The sequence below is a fragment of the Staphylococcus sp. EG-SA-15 genome (assembly GCF_017151895.1).
GTDB classification, from domain to species: domain Bacteria; phylum Bacillota; class Bacilli; order Staphylococcales; family Staphylococcaceae; genus Staphylococcus; species Staphylococcus aureus.
The window spans coordinates 13,555-37,870 of the sequence record NZ_JACVZN010000011.1; the positions used below are offsets into that span (position 1 = coordinate 13,555).

Here is a 24,316-nt window from a genome sequence, read left to right on the forward strand (position 1 = left end):
CTTAAAAGCAACTGCATAAGAGCCCCTAATCGCTAAACTATAAGGGGACAAAAGAATACAGTTGCAGTATAAAAAGCAAAAAAAGTATCATATTTGGTATTCGGAAATATCAGCAATTTGAGTAAAGTAAATTTAAAAGCAACTGCATAAGAGCCCCTAATTATTTACAATATATAAGGGGCTCTAATATGCTATAATTATTGGGAAAATGAAAATTATATGTAAAAGAGGTGAGATATATGTTTGTCGATCAAGTCAAAATATCTCTTAAAGCCGGTGATGGTGGTAATGGTATTACCGCATACAGAAGAGAAAAATATGTACCATTTGGTGGACCAGCTGGCGGTGACGGTGGTAAAGGTGCTTCAGTCGTATTTGAAGTGGATGAAGGTTTAAGAACGTTATTAGATTTTAGATATCAACGTCATTTTAAAGCAAGCAAAGGTGAAAATGGCCAAAGTAGTAATATGCATGGTAAAAATGCGGAAGATTTAGTATTAAAAGTTCCACCTGGTACAATTATTAAAAATGTTGAAACAGACGAAGTGTTAGCAGATCTTGTTGAAGATGGTCAAAGAGCTGTAGTAGCGAAGGGCGGTCGAGGTGGCCGAGGTAATTCACGTTTTGCAACACCTAGAAACCCTGCACCTGACTTCAGTGAAAAAGGTGAACCAGGTGAGGAATTAGATGTATCTTTAGAATTGAAATTATTAGCTGATGTAGGATTAGTAGGTTTCCCTAGTGTGGGTAAATCGACTTTATTATCTATCGTTTCAAAAGCTAAGCCTAAAATTGGGGCATATCATTTTACAACGATTAAACCAAATCTAGGTGTTGTTTCAACACCTGATCAACGTAGTTTTGTTATGGCAGATTTACCAGGTTTAATTGAAGGTGCATCTGATGGCGTTGGATTAGGACATCAATTTTTAAGACATGTAGAGAGAACAAAAGTTATTGTTCACATGATTGATATGAGTGGTTCTGAAGGTAGAGAACCTATTGAAGATTATAAAGTTATTAATCAAGAATTAGCCGCGTACGAGCAACGTTTAGAAGATAGACCTCAAATCGTAGTAGCTAACAAGATGGATTTACCTGAATCACAAGATAATTTAAACTTGTTTAAAGAAGAAATTGGCGAAGATGTGCCAGTTATTCCAGTTTCAACAATAACGCGTGATAATATTGATCAATTATTATATGCAATAGCAGATAAATTAGAAGAATATAAAGATGTTGACTTCACAGTTGAAGAAGAGGAGTCAGTTGGCATTAACCGAGTATTATATAAACATACACCGTCACAAGATAAATTTACAATTTCAAGAGATGATGATGGTGCTTATGTGGTAAGTGGTAATGCTATTGAAAGAATGTTTAAAATGACTGACTTTAACAGTGATCCAGCAGTACGTCGATTTGCTCGTCAAATGCGTTCGATGGGTATTGATGATGCGCTTAGAGAACGTGGTTGTAAAAATGGTGATATCGTTAGAATTCTTGGCGGAGAATTTGAATTCGTTGAATAGGAGCGTAACATGATGGACAATAAAGATTATAAAAAGTTTTATTTAATTAGAGAAGATGTCTTGCCTGAATCCGTGGTTAAAACATTGAAGATTAAAGATGCCTTAAAAAGTGATCCGACATTGTCCATTTATGATGCCGTTAAACAGTTTGATCTATCTAGAAGTGCTTTTTATAAATATAGAGAAACGATATTTCCAGTAGACGATAAAATGCTTGACCATCGAGAATTTACATTAATTTTATATGTAACTGATATTGTGGGTATGTTGGCACGTGTACTAGATGTTATATCAAAGTTAGAACTATCTGTATTAACGATTCATCAAAGTATTCCAATGGAAGAAAAAGCAACAATAACATTATCACTGAATGCTAAATCTAAAGAAACTTCAGTAGAAGATGTTATTGGCGCTTTGAGAAATTTAGATTATGTATCAAAAGTAGAATTAATTAGTATGAGTATGTAAGGATGTGCCTATAATGTACGCGTATGTCAAAGGTAAGTTAACACATTTATATCCTACACACGTAGTTGTTGAAACTGCTGGTGTTGGTTATGAAATTCAAACACCAAATTCTTATCGTTTTCAAAAGCATTTAGATCATGAAGTTTTAATTCATACATCTTTAATTGTTCGTGAAGATGCACAATTATTGTATGGATTTAGTAGTGAAGAAGAGAAAGATATGTTCTTGAGTTTAATTAAAGTTACTGGTATTGGTCCGAAATCAGCTTTAGCTATTTTAGCGACAAGTACGCCTAATGAAGTAAAACGTGCCATTGAAAATGAAAATGATACGTATTTAACTAAATTCCCAGGAATTGGTAAGAAAACGGCAAGACAGATTGTCTTAGATTTAAAAGGTAAAGTGAAAATTACTGAAGAAGATAGCGATTCATTATTACAAGTAGACGCTACTTCGACGGTGCAAGATCAATTCGTGCAAGAAGCAATGTTAGCGTTAGAAGCATTAGGTTATTCTAAACGAGAGCTTGCAAAAGTTGAGAAAACGTTAAATAAAAATAAATATGACTCAGTTGATGAAGCTGTTAAGGCAGGTCTTCAATTAGTTGTATCTTAATTTTAAATAGATTAATAGGGGAAGTGTTGTCATGAATGAGCGTATGGTTGATCAATCAATGCATAGTGAAGAAACTGATTTCGAATTGTCGCTTAGACCTACGAGATTACGACAATATATTGGTCAAAATTCAATAAAAAGTAATTTAGAAGTATTTATTAAAGCGGCTAAACTTCGTCATGAACCATTAGATCATGTATTGCTTTTTGGCCCCCCTGGATTAGGTAAGACAACATTATCTAATATCATTGCCAATGAAATGGAAGTTAATATACGTACAGTATCAGGGCCTTCATTAGAAAGACCTGGTGATTTGGCTGCAATTTTATCAGGACTTCAACCTGGAGATGTTTTGTTTATTGATGAAATACACAGACTGAGTAGTGTTGTTGAAGAAGTGTTATACCCTGCAATGGAAGATTTCTTTTTAGATATTATCATTGGTAAAGGCGATGAGGCTAGAAGTATCCGTATCGACTTACCTCCATTCACTTTGGTAGGTGCAACAACGCGAGCTGGCAGCTTAACAGGTCCACTAAGGGATCGATTTGGTGTGCACTTAAGATTAGAATATTATAATGAATCAGATTTAAAAGAAATCATTATTAGAACAGCTGAGGTTTTAGGCACAGGTATTGATGAAGAAAGTGCCATTGAACTTGCTAAACGTTCTAGAGGGACTCCAAGAGTAGCAAATCGACTATTGAAGCGGGTAAGAGACTTCCAGCAAGTGAATGAAGATGAACAAATATACATTGAAACAACGAAGCACGCATTAGGTTTACTTCAAGTTGATCAACACGGACTAGATTACATTGATCATAAAATGATGAACTGTATTATTAAGCAGTATAATGGTGGACCTGTTGGTTTAGATACGATTGCCGTAACAATTGGTGAAGAACGTATTACAATTGAGGACGTTTATGAGCCATTTCTTATTCAGAAAGGCTTTTTAGAACGTACGCCACGTGGCAGAAAAGCAACACCATTAGCTTATGAACATTTTGCAAAGTCGAATGAGGAGAGAGAATAACGTGAATATTGAAGAATTTGACTATGACTTACCAGAATCATTAATTGCTCAAACGCCTTTAAAAGATCGTGATCATAGTCGTTTATTAGTCATGGATAGAGAAACTGGTGAAATGAAACATTTACATTTCAAAGATATCATTGAGTATTTTAGACCTGGTGATACATTAGTGCTTAACGATACGCGAGTAATGCCAGCTAGACTTTTTGGTTTAAAAGAAGAAACTGGTGCAAAAGTTGAAATGTTAATGTTAACTCAAATTGAAGGTAATGATTGGGAAGTCTTACTGAAACCAGCTAAGCGTATTAAAGTTGGTAATAAATTGAATTTTGGTAATGGCAAAATTATAGCTGAATGCATAAAAGAAATGGATCAAGGTGGACGCATCATGCGTTTACATTATGAAGGTATTTTACAAGAAAGATTAGATGAATTAGGGGAAATGCCACTGCCACCATACATCAAAGAACGTTTAGATGATCCAGATCGTTATCAAACAGTTTACGCTAAAGAAAGTGGTTCAGCGGCAGCACCAACAGCAGGATTACATTTTACTGATGAGTTATTAACTGAAATTAAAAATAAAGGTGTTAATATCGCATTTGTTACATTACATGTTGGGTTAGGTACGTTTAGACCGGTGAGCGTCGATGATGTGAATGACCACGAAATGCATAGTGAATATTATCAAATGACACAAGAAACAGCTGATTTATTAAATGATACTAAGTCCAAAGGACATCGCATTATATCAGTTGGTACAACTTCAACACGTACACTTGAAACAATTCGACGCGATCATGATAAATTTGTTGAAACGAGTGGCTGGACTAATATATTTATTTATCCAGGATTTGATTTTAAAGCAATTGATGGCCAGATTACTAATTTTCATTTACCAAAATCAACATTAGTTATGCTAGTATCAGCGTTTAGTACTCGTGAAAATGTTCTGAATGCTTATAAAACGGCAGTAAATTTAGAATATAGATTCTTTAGTTTTGGCGATGCAATGTTAATTATATAAAAAGAATGTGAGGATTTTGAATATGCCTGCAGTAACATACGAACACATTAAAACTTGTAAACAATCAGGTGCGCGTTTAGGTATCGTGCACACACCACACGGTTCATTTGAAACACCTATGTTTATGCCAGTTGGTACTAAAGCAACCGTTAAAACAATGAGTCCAGAAGAGTTAAGACAAATTGAAGCAAAAATCATTTTGGGCAACACATATCATTTGTGGTTACAACCCGGAAATGATATTATCAAACACGCTGGGGGATTACATAAATTCATGAATTGGGATGGTCCGATTCTTACAGATTCAGGCGGTTTCCAAGTGTTTAGTTTAAGTAATTTACGTAAAATTACAGAAGAAGGCGTGGAATTTAGACATCATACTAATGGGTCTAAATTATTTTTGAGTCCTGAGAAATCAATGCAAATTCAAAATGATTTAGGTTCTGATATTATGATGGCATTTGATGAATGTCCACCGATGCCGGCTGAATATGATTATGTAAAAAAATCTATTGAACGTACAACACGTTGGGCGAAACGATGTCTAGATGCACACCAAAGACCTGAAGATCAAGCATTGTTCGGCATTATACAAGGTGGCGAATATGAAGATTTAAGAGAACAAAGTGCAAAGGATTTAGTAGAATTAGATTTTCCTGGTTATGCAATCGGCGGTTTGTCAGTTGGTGAACCTAAACCGGTTATGTATAAAATGGTTGAACATACAGAGCAGTTTATGCCTAAAGATAAACCAAGATATTTAATGGGTGTAGGATCTCCAGATGCGTTAATCGAATGTAGTATTCGCGGCATGGATATGTTTGATTGTGTCTTACCGACACGTATTGCCAGAAATGGTACTTGTATGACATCGCAAGGTCGTTTAGTTATTAAAAATGCAAAATTTGCAGATGATTTAAGACCGTTAGATGAGAATTGTGACTGTTATACATGTCAAAACTATTCAAGAGCGTATATACGTCATTTAATCAAGGCAGAGGAAACTTTTGGTATTCGTCTTACTACTATTCATAATTTACATTTTCTGCTAAAATTAATGGAAGATATAAGACAAGCCATTCGAGAAGATCGTCTTTTAGATTTCAAAGAAGAATTCTTCGAGCAATATGGATTAAATGTTGAGAACCCAAAAAACTTTTAAGCAAGAGGAGCGTATAAAATGCAATTTTCATTACTAATATATATAGTCGTAATTTTTGCGGTTATGTATTTCTTGATGATCAGACCACAACAAAAACGTGCGAAACAGCATCGTGAGTTGATTAATAACATTCAATCTGGTCAAAGAATTACAACTATTGGTGGTATTAAAGGTACTGTTAAAGCAGTAGATGAAACAACTGTTGTTATTACAGTTAATGGTCATGGTACTGAATTAACTTTCGAAAAACCTGCTATTAAACAAGTTGACCCTTCATAATGAGAAGTGGTATTAAAAAGGATGAAACGAATAGCGTTTCATCCTTTTTAAGTTATAAGTAGTATGTAGAATAGCTTATTTTTATTCCAAAAAAAGAAATTGTGATACATAATAATTGTTAAATTTAAATTAAATATATCTATGATTATTTTTACTCCCTGCTCTAGTATGTTAATATGTATAAGGCTAATAAATTTTGTAAGAAAGATTTAACTTGCGTTATAAAATAGTATTCAAGTATTCTAAATACATACGTAAATAATGAGGTGTTCATGTGAAGAAAAGTAGTAGAATAATTGCGTTCTTGCTTTTAGTCGTATTGTTGTTTGCCGGAATGGCTGCAACTTATAAAAGTGTTATAAAGAATGTCAATTTAGGACTTGATTTGCAAGGTGGATTTGAGGTGCTTTATCAAGTCGATCCTTTAAATAAAGGCGACAAAATAGATAAAAAAGCCTTACAATCAACAGCGCAAACATTAGAAAATCGTGTTAACGTTTTAGGTGTTTCGGAACCTAAAATTCAAGTTGAAGAACCTAATAGAATTAGAGTTCAACTTGCTGGTGTAACAGACCAGAATGAAGCACGTAAAATTTTATCTTCTCAAGCTAATTTAACAATTCGCGATGCAGAAGATAAAGTAAAATTAAGCGGTTCTGATATTAAACAGGGATCTGCCAAACAAGAATTTAAACAGGAAACAAACCAGCCTACAGTTACTTTTAAAGTAAAAGACAAAAACAAATTTAAAAAAGTAACGGAAGAAATCTCTAAGAAACGTGATAATGTCATGGTTGTTTGGTTAGATTTCAAAAAAGGTGACAGCTATAAAAAAGAAGCACAAAAGAAAAACCCTAAATTTATTTCTGCAGCAAGTGTTGATCAACCAATCAATTCTGATAGCGTAGAAATCTCGGGTGGATTTAAAGGACAAGAAGGCGTTAAAAAAGCAAAACAAATCGCCGAATTGTTAAATGCAGGTTCTTTACCAGTTGACTTGAAAGAAATTTATTCAAACTCAGTAGGTGCCCAATTTGGTCAAGATGCATTAGATAAAACTGTGTTTGCATCGTTTATTGGTGTAGCATTAATTTATTTATTCATGCTTGGATTCTACCGATTACCTGGTTTAGTAGCGATTATTGCATTGACAACTTATATCTATCTAACGTTAGTAGCATTTAATTTCATTTCCGGGGTTCTAACTTTACCAGGATTAGCGGCGTTGGTATTAGGTGTAGGTATGGCTGTAGATGCCAATATTATCATGTATGAGCGTATTAAGGATGAACTTCGAATAGGTAGAACGATAAAGCAAGCCTTTTCTAAAGCAAACAAAAGTTCATTCCTAACAATTTTTGATTCTAACTTAACAACAGTTATCGCCGCAGCAGTATTATTCTTCTTCGGTGAAAGTTCAGTTAAAGGTTTCGCGACAATGTTATTATTAGGTATTCTAATGATCTTTGTTACAGCCGTGTTCTTATCAAGATTCTTATTATCATTACTTGTTTCATCAAATATATTCAAAAATCAATTTTGGTTATTTGGTGTTAAAAAGAATAAACGACATGATATTAATGAAGGTGTAGATGTTCATGACCTTAAAACTTCATTCGAGAAATGGAATTTTGTTAAATTAGCTAAGCCATTAATTGGAGTAAGTATTTTAATTGTAGTTGTCGGTTTAGTTATTCTTTATATCTTCAAGTTAAACTTAGGAATTGATTTCTCAAGTGGTACACGTGTAGATTTCCAATCTAAACAAGCAATTACTCAACAAAAGGTTGAGCAAGTTGTAAAAGATAGTGGACTTAAAGCGGATCAAATTCAAATCAATGGTAAAGATAATAAAGTAGCAACTGTTCAATTTAAAGACGATTTAACGCGTGCTCAAGATAATAAATTGAGTGATAATATTAAATCGAAATTCGGTGACACACCTCAAATTAATACTGTATCACCAATTATTGGACAGGAATTAGCAAAAAATGCAATGCTTGCATTAATCTATGCATCGATAGGTATCATCATCTATGTATCATTACGATTTGAATGGCGCATGGGTCTTTCATCTGTATTGGCATTATTACATGATGTATTCATTATAGTAGCGATTTTCAGTTTATTTAGAATTGAAGTAGATTTAACATTTATCGCCGCTGTATTAACAATTGTCGGTTATTCAATTAATGATACAATCGTAACGTTTGACCGTGTACGTGAAAACTTACAAAAGGTTAAAGTGATTACGACAACAGAACAAATTGATGATATCGTTAATAGATCAATTAGACAGACAATGACGCGTTCAATTAATACAGTATTAACAGTTATTGTAGTAGTAGTTGCTATACTATTCTTCGGTGCTCCTACGATATTCAACTTTACTTTAGCATTATTTATCGGATTGATTTCTGGTGTATTCTCTTCAATCTTCATTGCCGTTCCGCTATGGGGAATAATGAAAAAACGTCAGTTGAAAAAATCGCCGAAACACAAATTAGTTGTATATAAAGAAAAGAAATCGAACGATGAAAAGATTTTAGTTTAAAATGAATTAAGCGGTATGTGAAACAATAAAGAGTTCACATACCGCTTTTTACTTTATTTAAATTTAACAAAATATATATAAATAAGTTCCCGCATTCATTTTTAAAAAATGGTATAATTAAAGTCTTGATTATTTAGATAAGTGCTTTTTATTTAAAGTAATTTTAGATATAATGTCTTTTGGAAATGAGGCGTAAATATATATGATTAAACCGAAGTATAAGTGGAAATTAACTAAACCAGCTGAATACATAAGTGATGAATTAACATCAAAATTAAAGTTAACGCCAATCGTAAAAAAAATATTAGAAAGTAAATCGATTATTGATGAACAAGCAATAGAATCCATCATTTCAGATACAGATATCAATCATGATGCACTGCAATTGAGCGATATGACTAAGACTATTGAAAGAATTAAAAGAGCGATAGCGAATGATGAGAAAATCCTAGTTTATGGTGATTACGATGCCGACGGTGTTACCTCAACTACAATTTTAGTGACAACATTACAACTTTTAGGTGCACAAGTAGGATGGCATATTCCTAACCGCTTTACCGAAGGATATGGACCAAACGAACTAGCATTTAGAAATGCTCATGATGAAGGCATAACATTAATCATAACTGTTGATAATGGCATACAAGGTCATAATGAAATTAAAATGGTTCAAGATTTAGGAGTTGATGTCATTGTAACTGATCATCATGAAATTGGTAGTACATTACCAGAAGCATATGCAATCGTACATCCAATGCATCCATCGTTTAATTATCCGTTCCAACAATTGTGTGGTGCAGGTGTTGCGTATAAATTAGCACAAGCATTGATTGAAAATGTACCTGATTATTTTAAAGCATTAGTTGCGATAGGTACCATTGCGGATTTAGTATCCTTAACTGATGAAAATCGATCATTAGTGAAACAAGGATTAAAAGTCTTGAATGATCAATGTCCGACCTCTGTTAAAGCATTGCTAAAAGAAGCGGGATACAATGACAATATTGATGAAGAAACAATTGGTTTTATTATTGGACCTAGACTTAATGCTGTAGGTCGTTTAGATGACGCATCATTAGCTTGCGAATTGTTGATGACTGACGACGAAGAAGAAGCTGCATTTTTAGCAGAACAAGTTGAACATTTTAACCGTGAAAGAAAAGATATTGTAGCAACTATCACAGAAGAAGCAATGGCTATGGCAGAAACGAAAGTTAAAAAGGGAGATTTATTTTTACTTTTAGCAAAAGAAAATTGGCATGAAGGTGTCTTAGGTATTGTTGCTTCGAAAATTGTCGAAACATTTGCTTTGCCAACATTAATTTTAAATATTGATAGGGAGCAAAATCATGCAAAAGGTTCCGCCAGATCAATTGATCAAGTGTCGATGTTTGAAATACTATCAGCACATCAAGAGTTAATCGCTAAATTTGGCGGCCATCATATGGCTGCAGGTATGACGATGGATATTGAAAATATAGAATCGTTAGCTGAAGGTTTAAATAAATGGATGAAAGAATTATCTAAAACAACTTCGTTAGATCCCGTAAAGCAAGTAGATGTATTATTAACAGAAAATGATATAACGATTAAAAATATTCGTGATATGAATCGTTTAAGACCCTTCGGAACAGATTTTTCTAGACCTATTTTTGAAATGGATGATTTATCAGTTTCTTCAGTTAAGGCGATAGGTCAACAAAAAAATCATCTAAAATTGACACTTGGTGAAAGTAATATCGCCGCGCTATTTTGGCAAAATGGTCACTTAGAACCTGAGTTACAAGATGAACAGCCAATTAATATATTAGGATCTGTTCAAATCAACGAATGGAATGGTAATCAATCACCGCAATTAATTATTCAAGATATTGCGATGAATGAACAGCAAATATTAGATTATAGAAGTAAGCGAAAAAGTTTACCTTTTACAGAAAATGATGAAAATATTGTCGTGCTTATTCATCCTAAAAGTGATAAAGTAAATGCGAATGAATATTATTATGGTGAAGAAATTAAACAACAAACTGATAAAGTAGTATTAAGAGATTTACCAACGTCAATGGAAGACTTGTCTAATTCCTTGCAACAACTGCAATTTTCTCAACTTTATATAGTTTTGCAACATAATCATTCGATTTACTTCGATGGTATACCTAATATGGATATTTTTAAAAAGTGTTATAAAGCATTAATAACTAAACAAGAAACAAATATCCAGAAAGAGGGTATGTTATTGTGTCAACATTTAAGTGTGAAACCAGATACACTTAAATTCATGTTGAAAGTTTTCTTAGACTTAAAATTTGTAACACAAGAAGATGGTTTAATTCGAATCAATCAACAACCTGATAAAAGATCGATTGATTCCAGCAAAGTATATCAATTAAGACAACAACGTATGGATGTTGAAAAGCAATTATTATATCAAGATTTTTCAGAAATAAAAAATTGGATAAAGTCACAATTGTCGTGAGCAATTTAGGAGGAAATATTAATGGATTTAAAGCAATACGTATCAGAAGTTCAAGATTGGCCGAAACCAGGTGTTAGTTTCAAGGATATTACTACAATTATGGATAATGGTGAAGCATATGGCTATGCAACAGATAAAATTGTAGAATACGCAAAAGACAGAGATGTTGATATCGTTGTAGGACCTGAAGCGCGTGGCTTTATCATTGGCTGTCCTGTAGCTTATTCAATGGGGATTGGCTTTGCACCTGTTAGAAAAGAAGGGAAATTACCTCGTGAAGTCATTCGTTATGAGTATGACCTAGAATATGGTACAAATGTTTTAACAATGCACAAAGATGCAATTAAACCAGGTCAACGTGTGTTAATTACAGATGATTTATTAGCTACTGGTGGTACGATTGAAGCAGCAATAAAATTAGTTGAAAAATTAGGCGGTATCGTAGTAGGTATTGCATTTATAATTGAATTGAAATATTTAAATGGTATTGAAAAAATTAAAGATTACGATGTTATGAGTTTAATCTCATACGACGAATAATAAATAATATAATTTTATCAAATGAAATCCTTCATCAAATGTATAAGAACCCATGACTTAATTAAAAAAGTTGTTTAAGTTTTCTTAACATGAGATGTTAGGATTTTTTATTTACTGAAAATGTTAGATGATTGAGCATTATACCTTAATAACATCGTTTATTTATTTCATAAATTGTAGTATCATAGAACTAATATTTAAAAAATGAAACAGTAGATTTAGGTCGAATTTTTGTAAAAGTTTTAAAAGTAGGAATAGTATACAAATTAAACTCGCTCAAGTAAAATTAATATTACGATTAATGACGACAGGATAAATATTTATCGTCGACGGACGTATGATTGGTGTGGGACAAATACTATTCAACAAGAGTACCTAAATCATTGTTTAAGGCGAAGTAATAAATATGAATGGGGTGTATCATATAATGAACAACGAATATCCATATAGTGCAGACGAAGTTCTTCACAAAGCAAAATCATATTTGTCAGCAGATGAATATGAGTATGTTTTAAAAAGCTATCATATTGCTTATGAAGCACATAAAGGTCAGTTCCGAAAAAACGGATTACCATACATTATGCATCCTATACAAGTTGCAGGTATTTTAACAGAAATGCGATTAGACGGACCGACGATTGTCGCAGGTTTTTTGCATGATGTAATTGAAGATACACCGTATACATTTGAAGATGTAAAAGAAATGTTCAATGAAGAAGTTGCTCGAATTGTTGATGGTGTGACGAAGCTTAAAAAAGTAAAATACCGCTCAAAAGAAGAACAACAAGCTGAAAATCATCGCAAGTTATTTATTGCGATTGCCAAAGATGTACGCGTAATTTTGGTGAAATTAGCAGACAGATTACATAATATGCGTACCTTGAAAGCCATGCCGCGCGAAAAACAAATTAGAATTTCTCGAGAAACATTAGAAATTTATGCACCATTAGCACATCGTCTTGGTATTAATACAATCAAATGGGAACTAGAAGATACGGCTCTTCGTTATATTGATAATGTGCAATATTTTAGAATAGTCAATTTAATGAAGAAGAAACGTAGTGAACGTGAAGCGTATATCGAAACGGCTATTGATAGAATACGTACTGAAATGGACCGAATGAATATCGAAGGCGATATAAATGGTAGACCTAAACATATTTACAGTATTTATCGGAAAATGATGAAGCAGAAAAAACAATTTGATCAAATTTTTGATTTGTTGGCGATACGTGTTATTGTCAATTCTATTAATGATTGTTATGCGATACTTGGGTTGGTGCATACGTTATGGAAACCGATGCCAGGACGTTTTAAAGATTATATTGCAATGCCTAAACAAAATTTGTATCAGTCATTGCATACTACAGTAGTAGGCCCAAATGGAGACCCGCTCGAAATCCAAATACGAACGTTTGATATGCACGAAATTGCTGAGCATGGTGTTGCAGCACACTGGGCTTACAAAGAAGGTAAAAAAGTAAGTGAAAAAGATCAAACTTATCAAAATAAGTTAAATTGGTTAAAAGAATTAGCTGAAGCGGATCATACATCGTCTGACGCTCAAGAATTTATGGAAACCTTAAAATATGACTTACAGAGTGACAAAGTATACGCATTTACCCCAGCGAGTGATGTTATTGAGTTGCCATATGGTGCTGTGCCGATTGATTTTGCTTATGCGATTCACAGTGAAGTAGGTAATAAGATGATTGGTGCCAAGGTGAATGGCAAAATTGTACCAATTGACTATATTTTACAAACAGGCGATATTGTTGAAATACGTACTAGTAAACATTCATATGGACCAAGTCGTGATTGGTTGAAAATTGTTAAATCGTCTAGTGCCAAAGGTAAAATTAAAAGTTTCTTCAAAAAACAAGATCGTTCATCTAATATTGAAAAAGGCCGAATGATGGTTGAAGCTGAAATAAAAGAGCAAGGATTTAGAGTCGAAGATATTTTGACAGAGAAAAATATTCAGGTTGTTAATGAAAAATATAACTTTGCAAATGAAGATGATTTATTCGCAGCTGTAGGATTTGGCGGCGTGACATCCTTACAGATTGTTAATAAATTAACTGAAAGACAACGTATTTTAGATAAACAACGTGCTTTAAATGAAGCACAAGAAGTTACGAAATCATTGCCTATTAAAGACAACATCATTACTGATAGTGGTGTCTATGTAGAAGGTTTAGAAAATGTACTTATCAAGTTGTCAAAATGTTGTAATCCTATACCAGGTGATGATATTGTAGGTTATATCACCAAAGGTCACGGTATTAAAGTACATCGCACTGATTGCCCAAATATTAAGAACGAAACTGAACGACTAATTAATGTTGAATGGGTAAAATCAAAAGACGCAACTCAAAAATATCAGGTTGATTTAGAGGTAACTGCGTATGACCGAAATGGCTTGTTGAATGAAGTACTACAAGCTGTTAGCTCGACAGCCGGCAATTTAATTAAAGTTTCAGGACGTTCAGATATTGATAAAAATGCAATAATAAATATTAGTGTCATGGTGAAAAACGTGAATGATGTTTATCGTGTGGTAGAAAAGATCAAACAACTTGGTGATGTTTATACAGTAACAAGAGTTTGGAACTAGAGGTGCAAAATATGAAAGTAGTTGTACAAAGAGTTAAAGAAGCATCGGTGACGAATGATACATTAAATAATCAAATCAAAAAAGGATATTGTTTATTAGTCGGTATCGGTCAGAACTCTACAGAGCAAGATGCAGATGTAATTGCAAAGAAAATTGCTAATGCAAGATTATTTGAAGATGACAATAATAAATTAAACTTTAATATCCAACAAATGAATGGTGAAATACTATCAGTTTCACAATTTACTCTCTATGCAGATGTAAAAAAAGGTAACCGTCCAGGTTTCTCAAATTCTAAAAATCCTGATCAAGCGGTAAAAATTTATGAGTATTTTAATGATGCGCTACGAGCGTATGGTCTTACTGTGAAAACAGGTGAATTTGGAACACACATGAATGTTAGCATAAATAATGATGGTCCAGTCACTATTATTTATGAAAGTCAGGACGGCAAAATTCAATGAAAAAAATAGAGGCATGGTTATCTAAAAAGGGTCTTAAAAATAAACGTACTCTAATAGTAGTGATTGCCTTTGTCTTATTTATCATCTTTTTATTTTTATTGCTGAATAGCAATAGTGAAGATAGTGGGAACATCACGATAACTGAAAATGCTGAATTACGTACAGGTCCAAACGCTGCGTATCCAGTCATATATAAAGTTGAAAAAGGTGACCATTTTAAAAAGATTGGTAAAGTAGGTAAATGGATTGAAGTTGAAGATACATCCAGTAATGAAAAAGGTTGGATAGCTGGATGGCACACAAATTTAGATATTGTCGCGGATAATACGAAGGAGAAAAATCCTTTGCAAGGTAAAACAATAGTGCTTGATCCTGGTCATGGAGGTAGTGACCAGGGTGCTTCAAGCAATACTAAATATAAAAGTTTAGAAAAAGATTATACGTTGAAAACAGCAAAAGAATTGCAGCGTACTTTAGAAAAAGAAGGCGCAACTGTTAAGATGACAAGAACAGACGATACATATGTTTCACTAGAAAATCGTGATATCAAAGGCGATGCCTATTTGAGTATACATAATGATGCGTTAGAATCATCTAATGCAAATGGAATGACAGTTTATTGGTATCATGATAATCAAAGAGCTTTAGCAGATACGTTAGACGCTACGATTCAGAAGAAAGGTCTACTTTCTAATCGCGGTTCAAGACAAGAAAATTATCAAGTGTTAAGACAAACAAAAGTTCCTGCTGTTTTATTAGAATTAGGTTATATTAGTAACCCAACTGATGAAACGATGATTAAAGATCAATTACATAGACAAATTTTAGAACAAGCAATTGTTGATGGCCTTAAAATTTATTTTTCTGCGTAGGGCTTGCAAAAATATGTGAAAGTAGTTATCATTGATATTGAATTTTATAACTAAAACCGTTAGTATTCTTGAAATGGTAAATGAAATAGGTAGCAATCTAACTAAGATTGTGTAGGAATATAATCCATAGACTGAAAGATTATGCTGAGTAGTTTATATACATTGAACACAAGAAGAGGTGCTTTATGAAAAGTAAAGCCGTTAAACGTACGTTAAACGTTTTGAGTGGGTTTATTTAATGCACGCTTATAAAAAGTAATGATGATTACAATTAGGCATGTTTTTTAAACCAATGAGGGTGGCAACACGGATATTCGTCCCTTGTGCAGTTTCAGGCTGTGCAAGGGCTTTTTCTTTTGCTTTTAAAATTATGATTTATCATGCAAAGTTAAGTGATCGTATATAGTTTTAGTTTTAAAAAGGTAATTAAATAAAATAGTTTGCCGAGGGAGATGTCAAAATGATTAAAATACCTAGAGGGACGCAGGATATTTTACCTGAAGATTCAAAGAAATGGCGTTACATTGAAAATCAATTAGATGAATTAATGACATTTTATAATTATAAAGAAATAAGAACACCAATTTTTGAAAGTACAGATCTTTTTGCAAGAGGTGTTGGTGATTCAACCGATGTCGTACAAAAAGAAATGTATACATTTAAAGATAAAGGCGATAGAAGTATTACATTAAGACCTGAGGGAACAGCTGCAGTTGTGCGTTCATATATTGAACATAAAATGCAAGGTAATCCAAACCAACCAATTAAACTTTATTACAATGGACCGATGTTTAGATATGAACGTAAGCAAAAAGGGCGCTATCGTCAATTTAATCAATTTGGTGTAGAAGCTATTGGTGCTGAAAATCCTAGCGTAGATGCAGAAGTATTAGCTATGGTTATGCATATTTATCAATCATTTGGATTAAAACATTTAAAGCTTGTTATTAATAGTGTAGGGGATATGGCGTCTCGAAAAGAATATAACGAAGCGTTAGTGAAACACTTTGAACCAGTAATTCATGAATTTTGTTCAGATTGTCAATCACGTTTGCATACAAATCCGATGCGAATTTTGGATTGTAAAGTTGACCGTGATAAAGAAGCGATTAAGACTGCACCTAGAATCACTGATTTCTTAAATGAGGAATCAAAGGCATATTATGAACAAGTAAAAGCTTATTTAGATGATTTAGGTATTCCATATATTGAAGATCCTAACTTAGTTCGTGGATTGGATTATTATACACATACAGCATTTGAATTAATGATGGATAACCCTAACTATGATGGTGCCATTACAACGCTTTGTGGTGGTGGCCGTTATAATGGTTTATTAGAATTGCTAGATGGTCCAAGTGAAACAGGTATTGGTTTTGCGCTAAGTATAGAACGATTATTGCTTGCACTTGAAGAAGAAGGTATCGAATTAGATATTGAAGAAAACTTAGATTTATTCATTGTTACAATGGGTGATCAAGCAGATCGATATGCTGTGAAGTTATTAAATCATTTGAGACATAATGGTATTAAAGCAGATAAAGACTACTTACAGCGTAAAATTAAAGGACAAATGAAACAAGCAGACCGTTTAGGTGCCAAGTTTACAATCGTTATTGGTGATCAAGAATTAGAAAATAATAAAATCGATGTTAAAAATATGACAACTGGTGAATCTGAAACAATTGAATTAGACGCATTAGTCGAATATTTTAAGAAGTAGAGAGGGCGTTAAAATATGAGTAAGAGAACAACTTATTGTGGATTAGTTACTGAAGCATTTTTAGGACAAGAAATTACATTAAAAGGATGGGTTAACAATCGTCGTGACCTAGGTGGATTGATTTTCGTTGATTTAAGAGATAGAGAAGGAATTGTACAAGTCGTGTTTAATCCTGCATTTTCAGAAGAGGCATTGAAAATTGCTGAAACAGTACGTTCTGAATATGTTGTAGAAGTTCAAGGTACAGTTACGAAGCGTGACCCTGAAACAGTTAATCCTAAAATTAAAACTGGCCAAGTTGAAGTACAAGTTACAAATATTAAAGTGATTAATAAATCTGAGACACCACCATTTTCTATAAATGAAGAAAATGTTAACGTTGATGAAAATATTCGATTAAAATACCGTTATTTAGATTTACGTCGTCAAGAGTTAGCGCAAACATTTAAAATGAGACATCAAATTACACGTTCTATTCGTCAATATTTGGATGATGAAGGGTTCTTTGACATCGAAACACCAGTACTAACGAAGTCAACACCTGAGGGTGCACGTGACTATTTAGTACCATCTCGTGTTCATGATGGTGAATTTTATGCATTACCACAATCACCACAATTATTTAAGCAATTATTGATGATTAGTGGATTTGACAAATACTACCAAATCGTAAAATGCTTCCGTGACGAAGATTTACGTGCAGATCGTCAACCTGAATTTACACAAGTCGATATTGAAATGAGTTTTGTAGATCAAGAAGATGTGATGCAAATGGGTGAAGAAATGCTTAAAAAAGTTGTTAAAGAAGTTAAAGGCGTTGAAATTAATGGCGCTTTCCCACGCATGACATATAAAGAAGCGATGCGTCGCTATGGTTCTGATAAACCAGATACACGTTTTGAAATGGAATTAATTGACGTTTCTCAATTAGGACGTGATATGGACTTTAAAGTATTTAAAGATACTGTTGAAAATGATGGTGAAATTAAAGCAATTGTCGCTAAAGGTGCAGCTGAACAATATACTCGTAAAGATATGGATGCTTTAACAGAATTTGTAAACATCTATGGTGCTAAAGGATTAGCGTGGGTTAAAGTTGTGGAAGATGGTTTGACAGGTCCAATTGGACGTTTCTTTGAAACAGAAAATGTTGAAACATTACTTACATTAACTGGTGCTGAAGCTGGTGACTTAGTAATGTTTGTTGCAGACAAACCAAATGTCGTTGCACAAAGTTTAGGTGCATTACGTGTCAAATTAGCTAAAGAATTAGGTTTAATCGATGAAACAAAATTAAACTTCTTATGGGTGACAGATTGGCCATTATTAGAATATGATGAAGATGCGAAACGTTACGTTGCAGCACATCATCCATTTACATCTCCAAAAGAAGCTGATATTGCTAAGCTTGGCACTGCGCCAGAAGAAGCTGAGGCAAATGCTTATGACATAGTATTAAATGGTTATGAATTAGGTGGCGGTTCAATCAGAATTCATGATGGTGAGTTACAAGAAAAAATGTTCGAAGTTCTTGGATTTACTAAAGAACAAGCACAAGAACAGTTCGGCTTCTTACTAGATGCATTTAAATATGGTGCACCACCACATGGCGGTATTGCATTAGGATTAGACCGATTAGTCATGTTATTGACTAATAGAACAAACTTGAGAGATACAATCGCATTCCCTAAAACAGCATCTGCTACATGTTTATTAACGAATGCGCCTGGTGAAGTTTCTGATAAACAATTAGAAGAACTTTCTTTGCGAATTCGTCACTAAATTTTAAAAAATCAATAAACTTTGGTTTGTTATAATTTCATTAATTTTAATTATGTGGTAATATAACATCATAAGATAGTCATCTGAGTTGTTCGTAAGTTTGCTTTTTAATTTGGGCCTAACACTCTTTGATCAAGGGAGCCCAATGGGTTTTCTTGCAGCGTACACGCCTTATATGAAGGACGTACAAAACAAGAAACAGGGCACCCACCTGTATATAACAGGCCGAATGATCAAGCTATTATAACTACGGCAATACGGACTCTATCGATACGCAAGACTTTGTCTTGCGTATTTTTATGCTTTTCTTTAAGTTTTTAATAAAGAATTAGTTGGGTTTAATAGGGTTTAATAAATGTTTCCTCGTTGAATTTTGGAAAAATAATCAAAGCGATAATGCTAAACATAAAATTTTAAGTTACTATGTACTTATGTATAAATCAGTGAAAGAGGTAAAATAATGAAACATCAATTTTCAAGAAATGAACTAGCGATTGGACAACAAGGTTTAGATTTATTGAAGCAACAAACTGTTGTCATACTTGGCGTTGGAGGTGTTGGTTCATTTGCTGCTGAAGCATTAGCAAGAACGAATATTGGTCATATTATATTAATAGATAAAGATGATGTTGATATTACAAATGTAAACAGACAATTACACGCTTTAACTACAACAGTAGGACAAAGTAAAGTTTCTTTGATGGAAGAACGTATTAAATTAATTAATCCAGATTGTAAAGTCACGCCTTTACATTTGTTTTATACAGAAGAGACATATGAAGAAATTTTCGATAATTACGATATAGATTATTTTGTAGATGCAAGTGATACAATAATGTACAAAGTACACTTAATGAAAGAGTGTCTTGACCGAGGGATTAAAGTGATTTCCAGTATGGGTGCTGCAAATAAAACAGATCCAACACGTTTTACAATTTCAGATATCTCTAAAACACATACCGATCCAATGGCCAAAATTATTCGTCAAAAATTGAAAAAACTAGGAATTCGTAAAGGGATTCCAGTTGTATTTTCAGATGAAAGTCCAATTGTCATAAGAGAAGATGTAAAAGATATAGTTGGAGATAAAAATGCTATCAATCGAAAAGGACAAATGCCACCTTCTTCAAATGCCTTTGTACCAAGTGTTGTTGGATTAATTTGTGCAAGTTATGTGGTGAATGACGTATTAAAAGATATTCCAGTTCGTCGCATTAAAGACAAAGGGCAATAATTAATTTTGAAAGGGATAATTTTCAACGTAAGGCAAGTGTAACCACACCATAAAACTAAAACTGACTAGTTCGCAAGCATAGTAGAATATGCCTCGTGTACTAGTCAGTTTTGATTTGATTATAGCTAAAATATCAAAGGTAATCGATTTAATCTTATTTTTACGGCCTTTGTTTAAGTAAGTTGTTATATATTTCTTTGAGTTGTTGTTCACTTTTAGATGTCGTTTTTGGTTCGTAATAAATTTTGTTTTTTAGTTTATCAGGTAAATATTGCTGTGAAACATAGCCATTAACATATTGGTGTGGATATTTGTAACCAATAGATCGGCCTAGATCTTTAGCACCTTGATAATGTCCATCTTTTAAATGGTTTGGAATTTGACCCACATGACCGTTTCTAATATCGGACAATGCACTATCAATGGCACTCATTGCTGAATTTGACTTAGGTGATAAGCATAGTTCGATTACTGCTTGGCTTAGTGGGATTCTAGCTTCTGGTAAACCTAGACGTTCTGCTGATTCAATAGCAGCAAGTGTTCTCTGACCAGCATTAGGTGAGGCTAAGCCTATATCCTCATAGCTAATTACAAGTAATCGTCGAACTATTGTAGGTAAATCTCCAGCTTCAATTAATCGTGCTAAATAATGTAAAGCGGCATTGACGTCGCTACCACGGATAGATTTTTGGAAAGCGCTCATAACATCGTAATGCATGTCACCATCCTTATCACTTACAAATGCACCTTTTTGTAAACAGTCTTTAGCATCTTGCAATGTAACATGTCGATAACCGTCTTTGTCATTATCTGCGCTTAATACAGCTAATTCCAATGCATTTAACGCACTACGAACATCACCTTGACTTTGTGTAGAAAAGTAGGCCATGGCATCTTCATCAATTTTGGGTTGATATGTTTTCAAACCATTCTCTTCATCTTCTATTGCACGAGTTAAAGCTTGGCGCACATCTTCATCATTTAAAGGATATAACTCAAAAATTTGCGCTCTTGAACGAATCGCTGGATTGATAGCATGATAAGGATTTGAAGTTGTAGCACCGATCAAGACGATTTTGCCATTTTCTAAATGAGGTAATAAAAAGTCTTGTTTAGCTTTATCTAGTCGATGTATTTCATCTAATAACAAGATAACTTGACCAGACATTTTAGCTTCTTCAACAACAAGTTGCATATCTTTTTTAGTGTTAGTTACAGCATTCAATTGTCTGAATTTATATTGCGTACTGCCCGAAATTGCTTTGGCAATACTTGTTTTGCCTATACCAGGTGGACCATAAAAAATCATTGAAGTTAATTTTTTTGTATCAACCATTCTTCTGATAATGCCTCTTGGTCCAACTAAATGTTGTTGGGAAATGATTTCATCTATATTTTTTGGGCGCATTCTCGATGCTAATGGTTCTGTACTCACATTTGTCACACCTTTCTTATACTATCTTAACTCAAAAAATGCTAAAATGGGAATATCAATATTCGAATTAAGTGAGGTTATACAATGAAAATTTCTACTAAAGGGAGATATGGACTTACATTGATGATTTCTCTTGCTAAAAAAGAGGGGCAAGGATGTATATCATTAAAGTCAATTGCTGAAGAAAATAATTTGAGTGATTTATATTTAGAACAGCTTGTAGGTCCTTTAAGAAATGCGGGGTTAATTCGAAGTGTACGCGGTGCTAAAGGTGGATACCAATTAAGAGTACCAGCGGAAGAAATCTCAGCAGGGGATATTATAAGACTGTTAGAAGGTCCAATTACATTTGTTGAAAGTATTGAATCAGAACCACCTGCGCAAAAACAACTATGGATTCGCATGAGAGATGCAGTGAGAGATGTTTTAGATAATACAACATTGAAATATTTAGCGGAATATGTAGATACAAGTGAAGATTTAGACGGATACATGTTTTATATTTAATCGTATAAATACTATACTATAACATAAAAACTTCATATTATAATGTTTAGCGAACCTCCTTAGTGGTATATAAATATATACATCCAAGGAGGTTTCACTATGGCAGACGAAAGTAAGTTCGATCAATTTAAAGGAAATGTTAAAGAAACAGTAGGTAACGTTACTGATAACAAAGAATTAGAAAAAGAAGGTCAGCAAGATAAAGCGACTGGTAAAGCAAAAGAAGTTGTTGAAAATGCTAAAAACAAAATAACTGATGCAATTGATAAACTTAAAAAATAAGTTCAATTAAACTAATCAAATATAAGAGGAGCGATTAATATGAGTTTTATGGATAAAGCTAAAGACGCAGTAGAAAAATTTAAAAATAGCGATAATGAACAAGTTAAAAATGTAAAAGATAAGATAAATGAATATACAGGATCGAATAACGAAGAGAAAAAAGAAAATGAAGATAAAGAGAAATAAATTTCTTTAAATTTTGGATATGCTTTTCAATATTTTGAAAGCGCCCCATCAAATAAACACTTACACAGTGTAAAGTTGAAGGGGCGCTTTCATATTTGCATTAGAATTTTAAGTGAATTTGAATCATTACTAAAATAAATGATTGAACAATAAAGACATCTTTCATTCAAAATGCTGTTACTGTATATTTTTATTAATATTATGGATACATACTTTCACTTAGTTTATTTATCACATTATAAAGTGTTTTTTTCATTTATCTGATTTATAACATTCTTGAACCGACGATAAGAGTCTAATTGCATATCTTTATCATAAATATAACTTATTGCCATAATTTCGTTGACTTCACCATAAGTTTCCATAAAATCTTGAATTTTTTGTTGAACAGTATTTTCTGAACCTATTAATGATATTTTCTGTCTTTCCATAGCCATCGCGTATTCTCTCGGCGTTAATATATTTTGTAGTTCATGTGTTGGCGGTTGAACGGGCTGCATTCTGCCACGAGTGATACTAACCATTACTTGTGCCATAGATGAAGCTAAATATTGTGCTTCGTCATCATTTTCAGCAACGATTGTATTTAAACATACAATAACGTAAGGTTCGTCTAATACATCAGAAGGTTCAAATAACGTTTTGTAAATTTCGATAGCTTCTTTCATTTGTTGAGGTGCAAAATGTCCAGCGAACACATATGGAAGCCCTTTGCGAGCAGCTAAATGTGCAGAATCTGTTGAAGAACCAAGAATGTATAAAGGCACATTTTTACCTACTGCTGGATAAGCACGAACATATGCTTGTTGGTGAGCAGGGCCGAAATATTGTTGTAATAATGAAACCTCTTCTGGAAATTTATAAACACCATCATGTTGATCTCGTCTTAATGCACTTGCGGTCATCATATCTGTTCCAGGTGCACGTCCTAATCCTAAATCGACACGATTTGGAAATAATGTTGCCATCGTGCCAAATTGTTCCGCAACGATTAATGGAGCATGATTAGGTAACATGATGCCTCCAGAACCTACACGTATGTGTTTCGTATGTTCTAACGTATGTTGAATTAATAAAGCAGTTGCTGAACTTACTAGGTTGGGAGCGTTATGGTGTTCAGCAATCCAATATCTTTCATATGATAATTCGTCTAAATGTTGTGCGAGATTAACCATATCATTAATTGCTGTTTGTTCATCGTCACCTTCTCGAATAGGGACAAGGTTTAATGCTGAATATTTAATCGCCATTTTTATATCGTCCTTCCTTTTTTATGATATAAGAAGTATACCAATCGAATAACCAGATAAATATTAAATTGCTCATAACCAAAATAATAGTACGTTACATTTTACAAATAAAAAAATATCTGCAAATACTAAAATTTATAAAAAAGACAAGAATAAAGCGATAAACTTAAAAAAGCCTATCGAAAAGCATGTGTAGAAAATGGTAAAATATAATTAAAAACATTATAAATAAAGTTAAACAGAAAAGTAGAAAAATAGTATGTAAGGTGCTATT

The 24,316-nt window shown here is 33.2% G+C and carries 22 protein-coding genes and 1 other RNA gene; 21 read left to right on the forward strand and 2 right to left on the reverse strand.

Annotated elements, in window-relative coordinates:
- The first annotated feature begins 239 nt into the window (after positions 1-239).
- The 18 genes from obgE to IDG64_RS06870 all read left to right on the forward strand — a co-directional run bounded on the left by obgE (position 240) and on the right by IDG64_RS06870 (position 20,382).
- The gene (gene obgE, locus IDG64_RS06785) at positions 240-1,532 is read left to right on the forward strand and encodes a GTPase ObgE (RefSeq protein ID WP_000496100.1); all 1,293 of its coding nucleotides are present in this window, start codon (positions 240-242) and stop codon (positions 1,530-1,532) included.
- Positions 1,533-1,544: 12 nt separating this feature from the next.
- Entirely contained in the window at positions 1,545-2,000 is a 456-nt protein-coding gene (locus tag IDG64_RS06790; RefSeq protein WP_000368902.1) for an ACT domain-containing protein, read from the forward strand.
- Positions 2,001-2,013: 13 nt separating this feature from the next.
- Positions 2,014-2,616 carry a Holliday junction branch migration protein RuvA gene (ruvA, locus tag IDG64_RS06795; RefSeq protein WP_000271547.1) on the forward strand — a complete coding sequence of 201 codons (603 nt, stop codon included), beginning with the start codon at positions 2,014-2,016 and terminating at the stop codon, positions 2,614-2,616.
- 31 nt (positions 2,617-2,647) lie between these two features.
- Complete coding sequence (gene ruvB / locus IDG64_RS06800; protein ID WP_001005767.1) at positions 2,648-3,652, forward strand: Holliday junction branch migration DNA helicase RuvB; 1,005 nt, start codon at positions 2,648-2,650, stop codon at positions 3,650-3,652.
- Position 3,653: 1 nt separating this feature from the next.
- The gene (gene queA, locus IDG64_RS06805; RefSeq protein WP_001019178.1) at positions 3,654-4,679 is read left to right on the forward strand and encodes a tRNA preQ1(34) S-adenosylmethionine ribosyltransferase-isomerase QueA; all 1,026 of its coding nucleotides are present in this window, start codon (positions 3,654-3,656) and stop codon (positions 4,677-4,679) included.
- Between the two features lie 22 nt (positions 4,680-4,701).
- Positions 4,702-5,841 carry a tRNA guanosine(34) transglycosylase Tgt gene (gene tgt / locus IDG64_RS06810; RefSeq protein WP_001112045.1) on the forward strand — a complete coding sequence of 380 codons (1,140 nt, stop codon included), beginning with the start codon at positions 4,702-4,704 and terminating at the stop codon, positions 5,839-5,841.
- Between the two features lie 18 nt (positions 5,842-5,859).
- A complete protein-coding gene (gene yajC / locus IDG64_RS06815; RefSeq protein ID WP_001160682.1) occupies positions 5,860-6,120 on the forward strand; it encodes a preprotein translocase subunit YajC in 261 nt (86 codons plus the stop codon).
- 274 nt (positions 6,121-6,394) lie between these two features.
- The gene (gene secDF / locus IDG64_RS06820; protein WP_000749795.1) at positions 6,395-8,674 is read left to right on the forward strand and encodes a protein translocase subunit SecDF; all 2,280 of its coding nucleotides are present in this window, start codon (positions 6,395-6,397) and stop codon (positions 8,672-8,674) included.
- A gap of 202 nt (positions 8,675-8,876) precedes the next feature.
- Positions 8,877-11,150 (forward strand): single-stranded-DNA-specific exonuclease RecJ, encoded by a 2,274-nt coding sequence (gene recJ / locus IDG64_RS06825; RefSeq protein WP_000594999.1) that lies wholly within the window; start codon positions 8,877-8,879, stop codon positions 11,148-11,150.
- Between the two features lie 21 nt (positions 11,151-11,171).
- Positions 11,172-11,690 (forward strand): adenine phosphoribosyltransferase, encoded by a 519-nt coding sequence (locus IDG64_RS06830; protein WP_000364542.1) that lies wholly within the window; start codon positions 11,172-11,174, stop codon positions 11,688-11,690.
- 427 nt (positions 11,691-12,117) lie between these two features.
- On the forward strand, positions 12,118-14,307 hold the full coding sequence (locus IDG64_RS06835; RefSeq protein ID WP_001058583.1) for a RelA/SpoT family protein: 2,190 nt from the start codon (positions 12,118-12,120) through the stop codon (positions 14,305-14,307).
- A gap of 11 nt (positions 14,308-14,318) precedes the next feature.
- Positions 14,319-14,771 (forward strand): D-aminoacyl-tRNA deacylase, encoded by a 453-nt coding sequence (gene dtd / locus IDG64_RS06840; protein WP_000869983.1) that lies wholly within the window; start codon positions 14,319-14,321, stop codon positions 14,769-14,771.
- Positions 14,768-15,643, forward strand: a complete 876-nt coding sequence (locus IDG64_RS06845; RefSeq protein ID WP_000717800.1) for an N-acetylmuramoyl-L-alanine amidase family protein — start codon at positions 14,768-14,770, stop codon at positions 15,641-15,643. The genes dtd and IDG64_RS06845 overlap by 4 nt, the downstream gene beginning before the upstream one ends.
- A gap of 460 nt (positions 15,644-16,103) precedes the next feature.
- Complete coding sequence (gene hisS / locus IDG64_RS06850; RefSeq protein ID WP_000590826.1) at positions 16,104-17,366, forward strand: histidine--tRNA ligase; 1,263 nt, start codon at positions 16,104-16,106, stop codon at positions 17,364-17,366.
- A 15-nt stretch (positions 17,367-17,381) separates the two neighbouring features.
- Positions 17,382-19,148: an aspartate--tRNA ligase gene (gene aspS, locus IDG64_RS06855; protein WP_000044799.1), complete on the forward strand. Its 1,767-nt coding sequence runs from the start codon at positions 17,382-17,384 to the stop codon at positions 19,146-19,148.
- A 77-nt stretch (positions 19,149-19,225) separates the two neighbouring features.
- A non-coding RNA gene (gene ssrS, locus IDG64_RS06860) (6S RNA) lies at positions 19,226-19,416 on the forward strand.
- Positions 19,417-19,480: 64 nt separating this feature from the next.
- The gene (locus IDG64_RS06865) at positions 19,481-19,609 is read left to right on the forward strand and encodes a hypothetical protein (RefSeq protein WP_031864484.1); all 129 of its coding nucleotides are present in this window, start codon (positions 19,481-19,483) and stop codon (positions 19,607-19,609) included.
- Positions 19,609-20,382, forward strand: coding sequence for a tRNA threonylcarbamoyladenosine dehydratase (locus IDG64_RS06870; protein ID WP_000682642.1), 774 nt, complete (start codon positions 19,609-19,611; stop codon positions 20,380-20,382). Before IDG64_RS06865 ends, IDG64_RS06870 begins: the two co-directional genes overlap by 1 nt.
- A 160-nt stretch (positions 20,383-20,542) precedes the next feature.
- On the opposite strand, the gene IDG64_RS06875 is transcribed toward IDG64_RS06870, so the two are convergent.
- Positions 20,543-21,817 (reverse strand): replication-associated recombination protein A, encoded by a 1,275-nt coding sequence (locus tag IDG64_RS06875; protein ID WP_000102738.1) that lies wholly within the window; start codon positions 21,815-21,817, stop codon positions 20,543-20,545.
- Between the two features lie 84 nt (positions 21,818-21,901).
- Between IDG64_RS06875 and cymR the strand changes: the two genes are divergently transcribed.
- The 3 genes from cymR to IDG64_RS06890 all read left to right on the forward strand — a co-directional run bounded on the left by cymR (position 21,902) and on the right by IDG64_RS06890 (position 22,792).
- The gene (cymR, locus tag IDG64_RS06880; RefSeq protein WP_000704122.1) at positions 21,902-22,324 is read left to right on the forward strand and encodes a cysteine metabolism transcriptional regulator CymR; all 423 of its coding nucleotides are present in this window, start codon (positions 21,902-21,904) and stop codon (positions 22,322-22,324) included.
- 99 nt (positions 22,325-22,423) lie between these two features.
- Complete coding sequence (locus IDG64_RS06885; RefSeq protein ID WP_000752909.1) at positions 22,424-22,606, forward strand: CsbD family protein; 183 nt, start codon at positions 22,424-22,426, stop codon at positions 22,604-22,606.
- 39 nt (positions 22,607-22,645) lie between these two features.
- The gene (locus IDG64_RS06890) at positions 22,646-22,792 is read left to right on the forward strand and encodes an SAS049 family protein (protein WP_000009238.1); all 147 of its coding nucleotides are present in this window, start codon (positions 22,646-22,648) and stop codon (positions 22,790-22,792) included.
- Positions 22,793-23,028: 236 nt separating this feature from the next.
- On the opposite strand, the gene IDG64_RS06895 is transcribed toward IDG64_RS06890, so the two are convergent.
- The gene (locus IDG64_RS06895) at positions 23,029-24,042 is read right to left on the reverse strand and encodes an LLM class flavin-dependent oxidoreductase (RefSeq protein ID WP_000985872.1); all 1,014 of its coding nucleotides are present in this window, start codon (positions 24,040-24,042) and stop codon (positions 23,029-23,031) included.
- Positions 24,043-24,316: the final 274 nt, after the last annotated feature.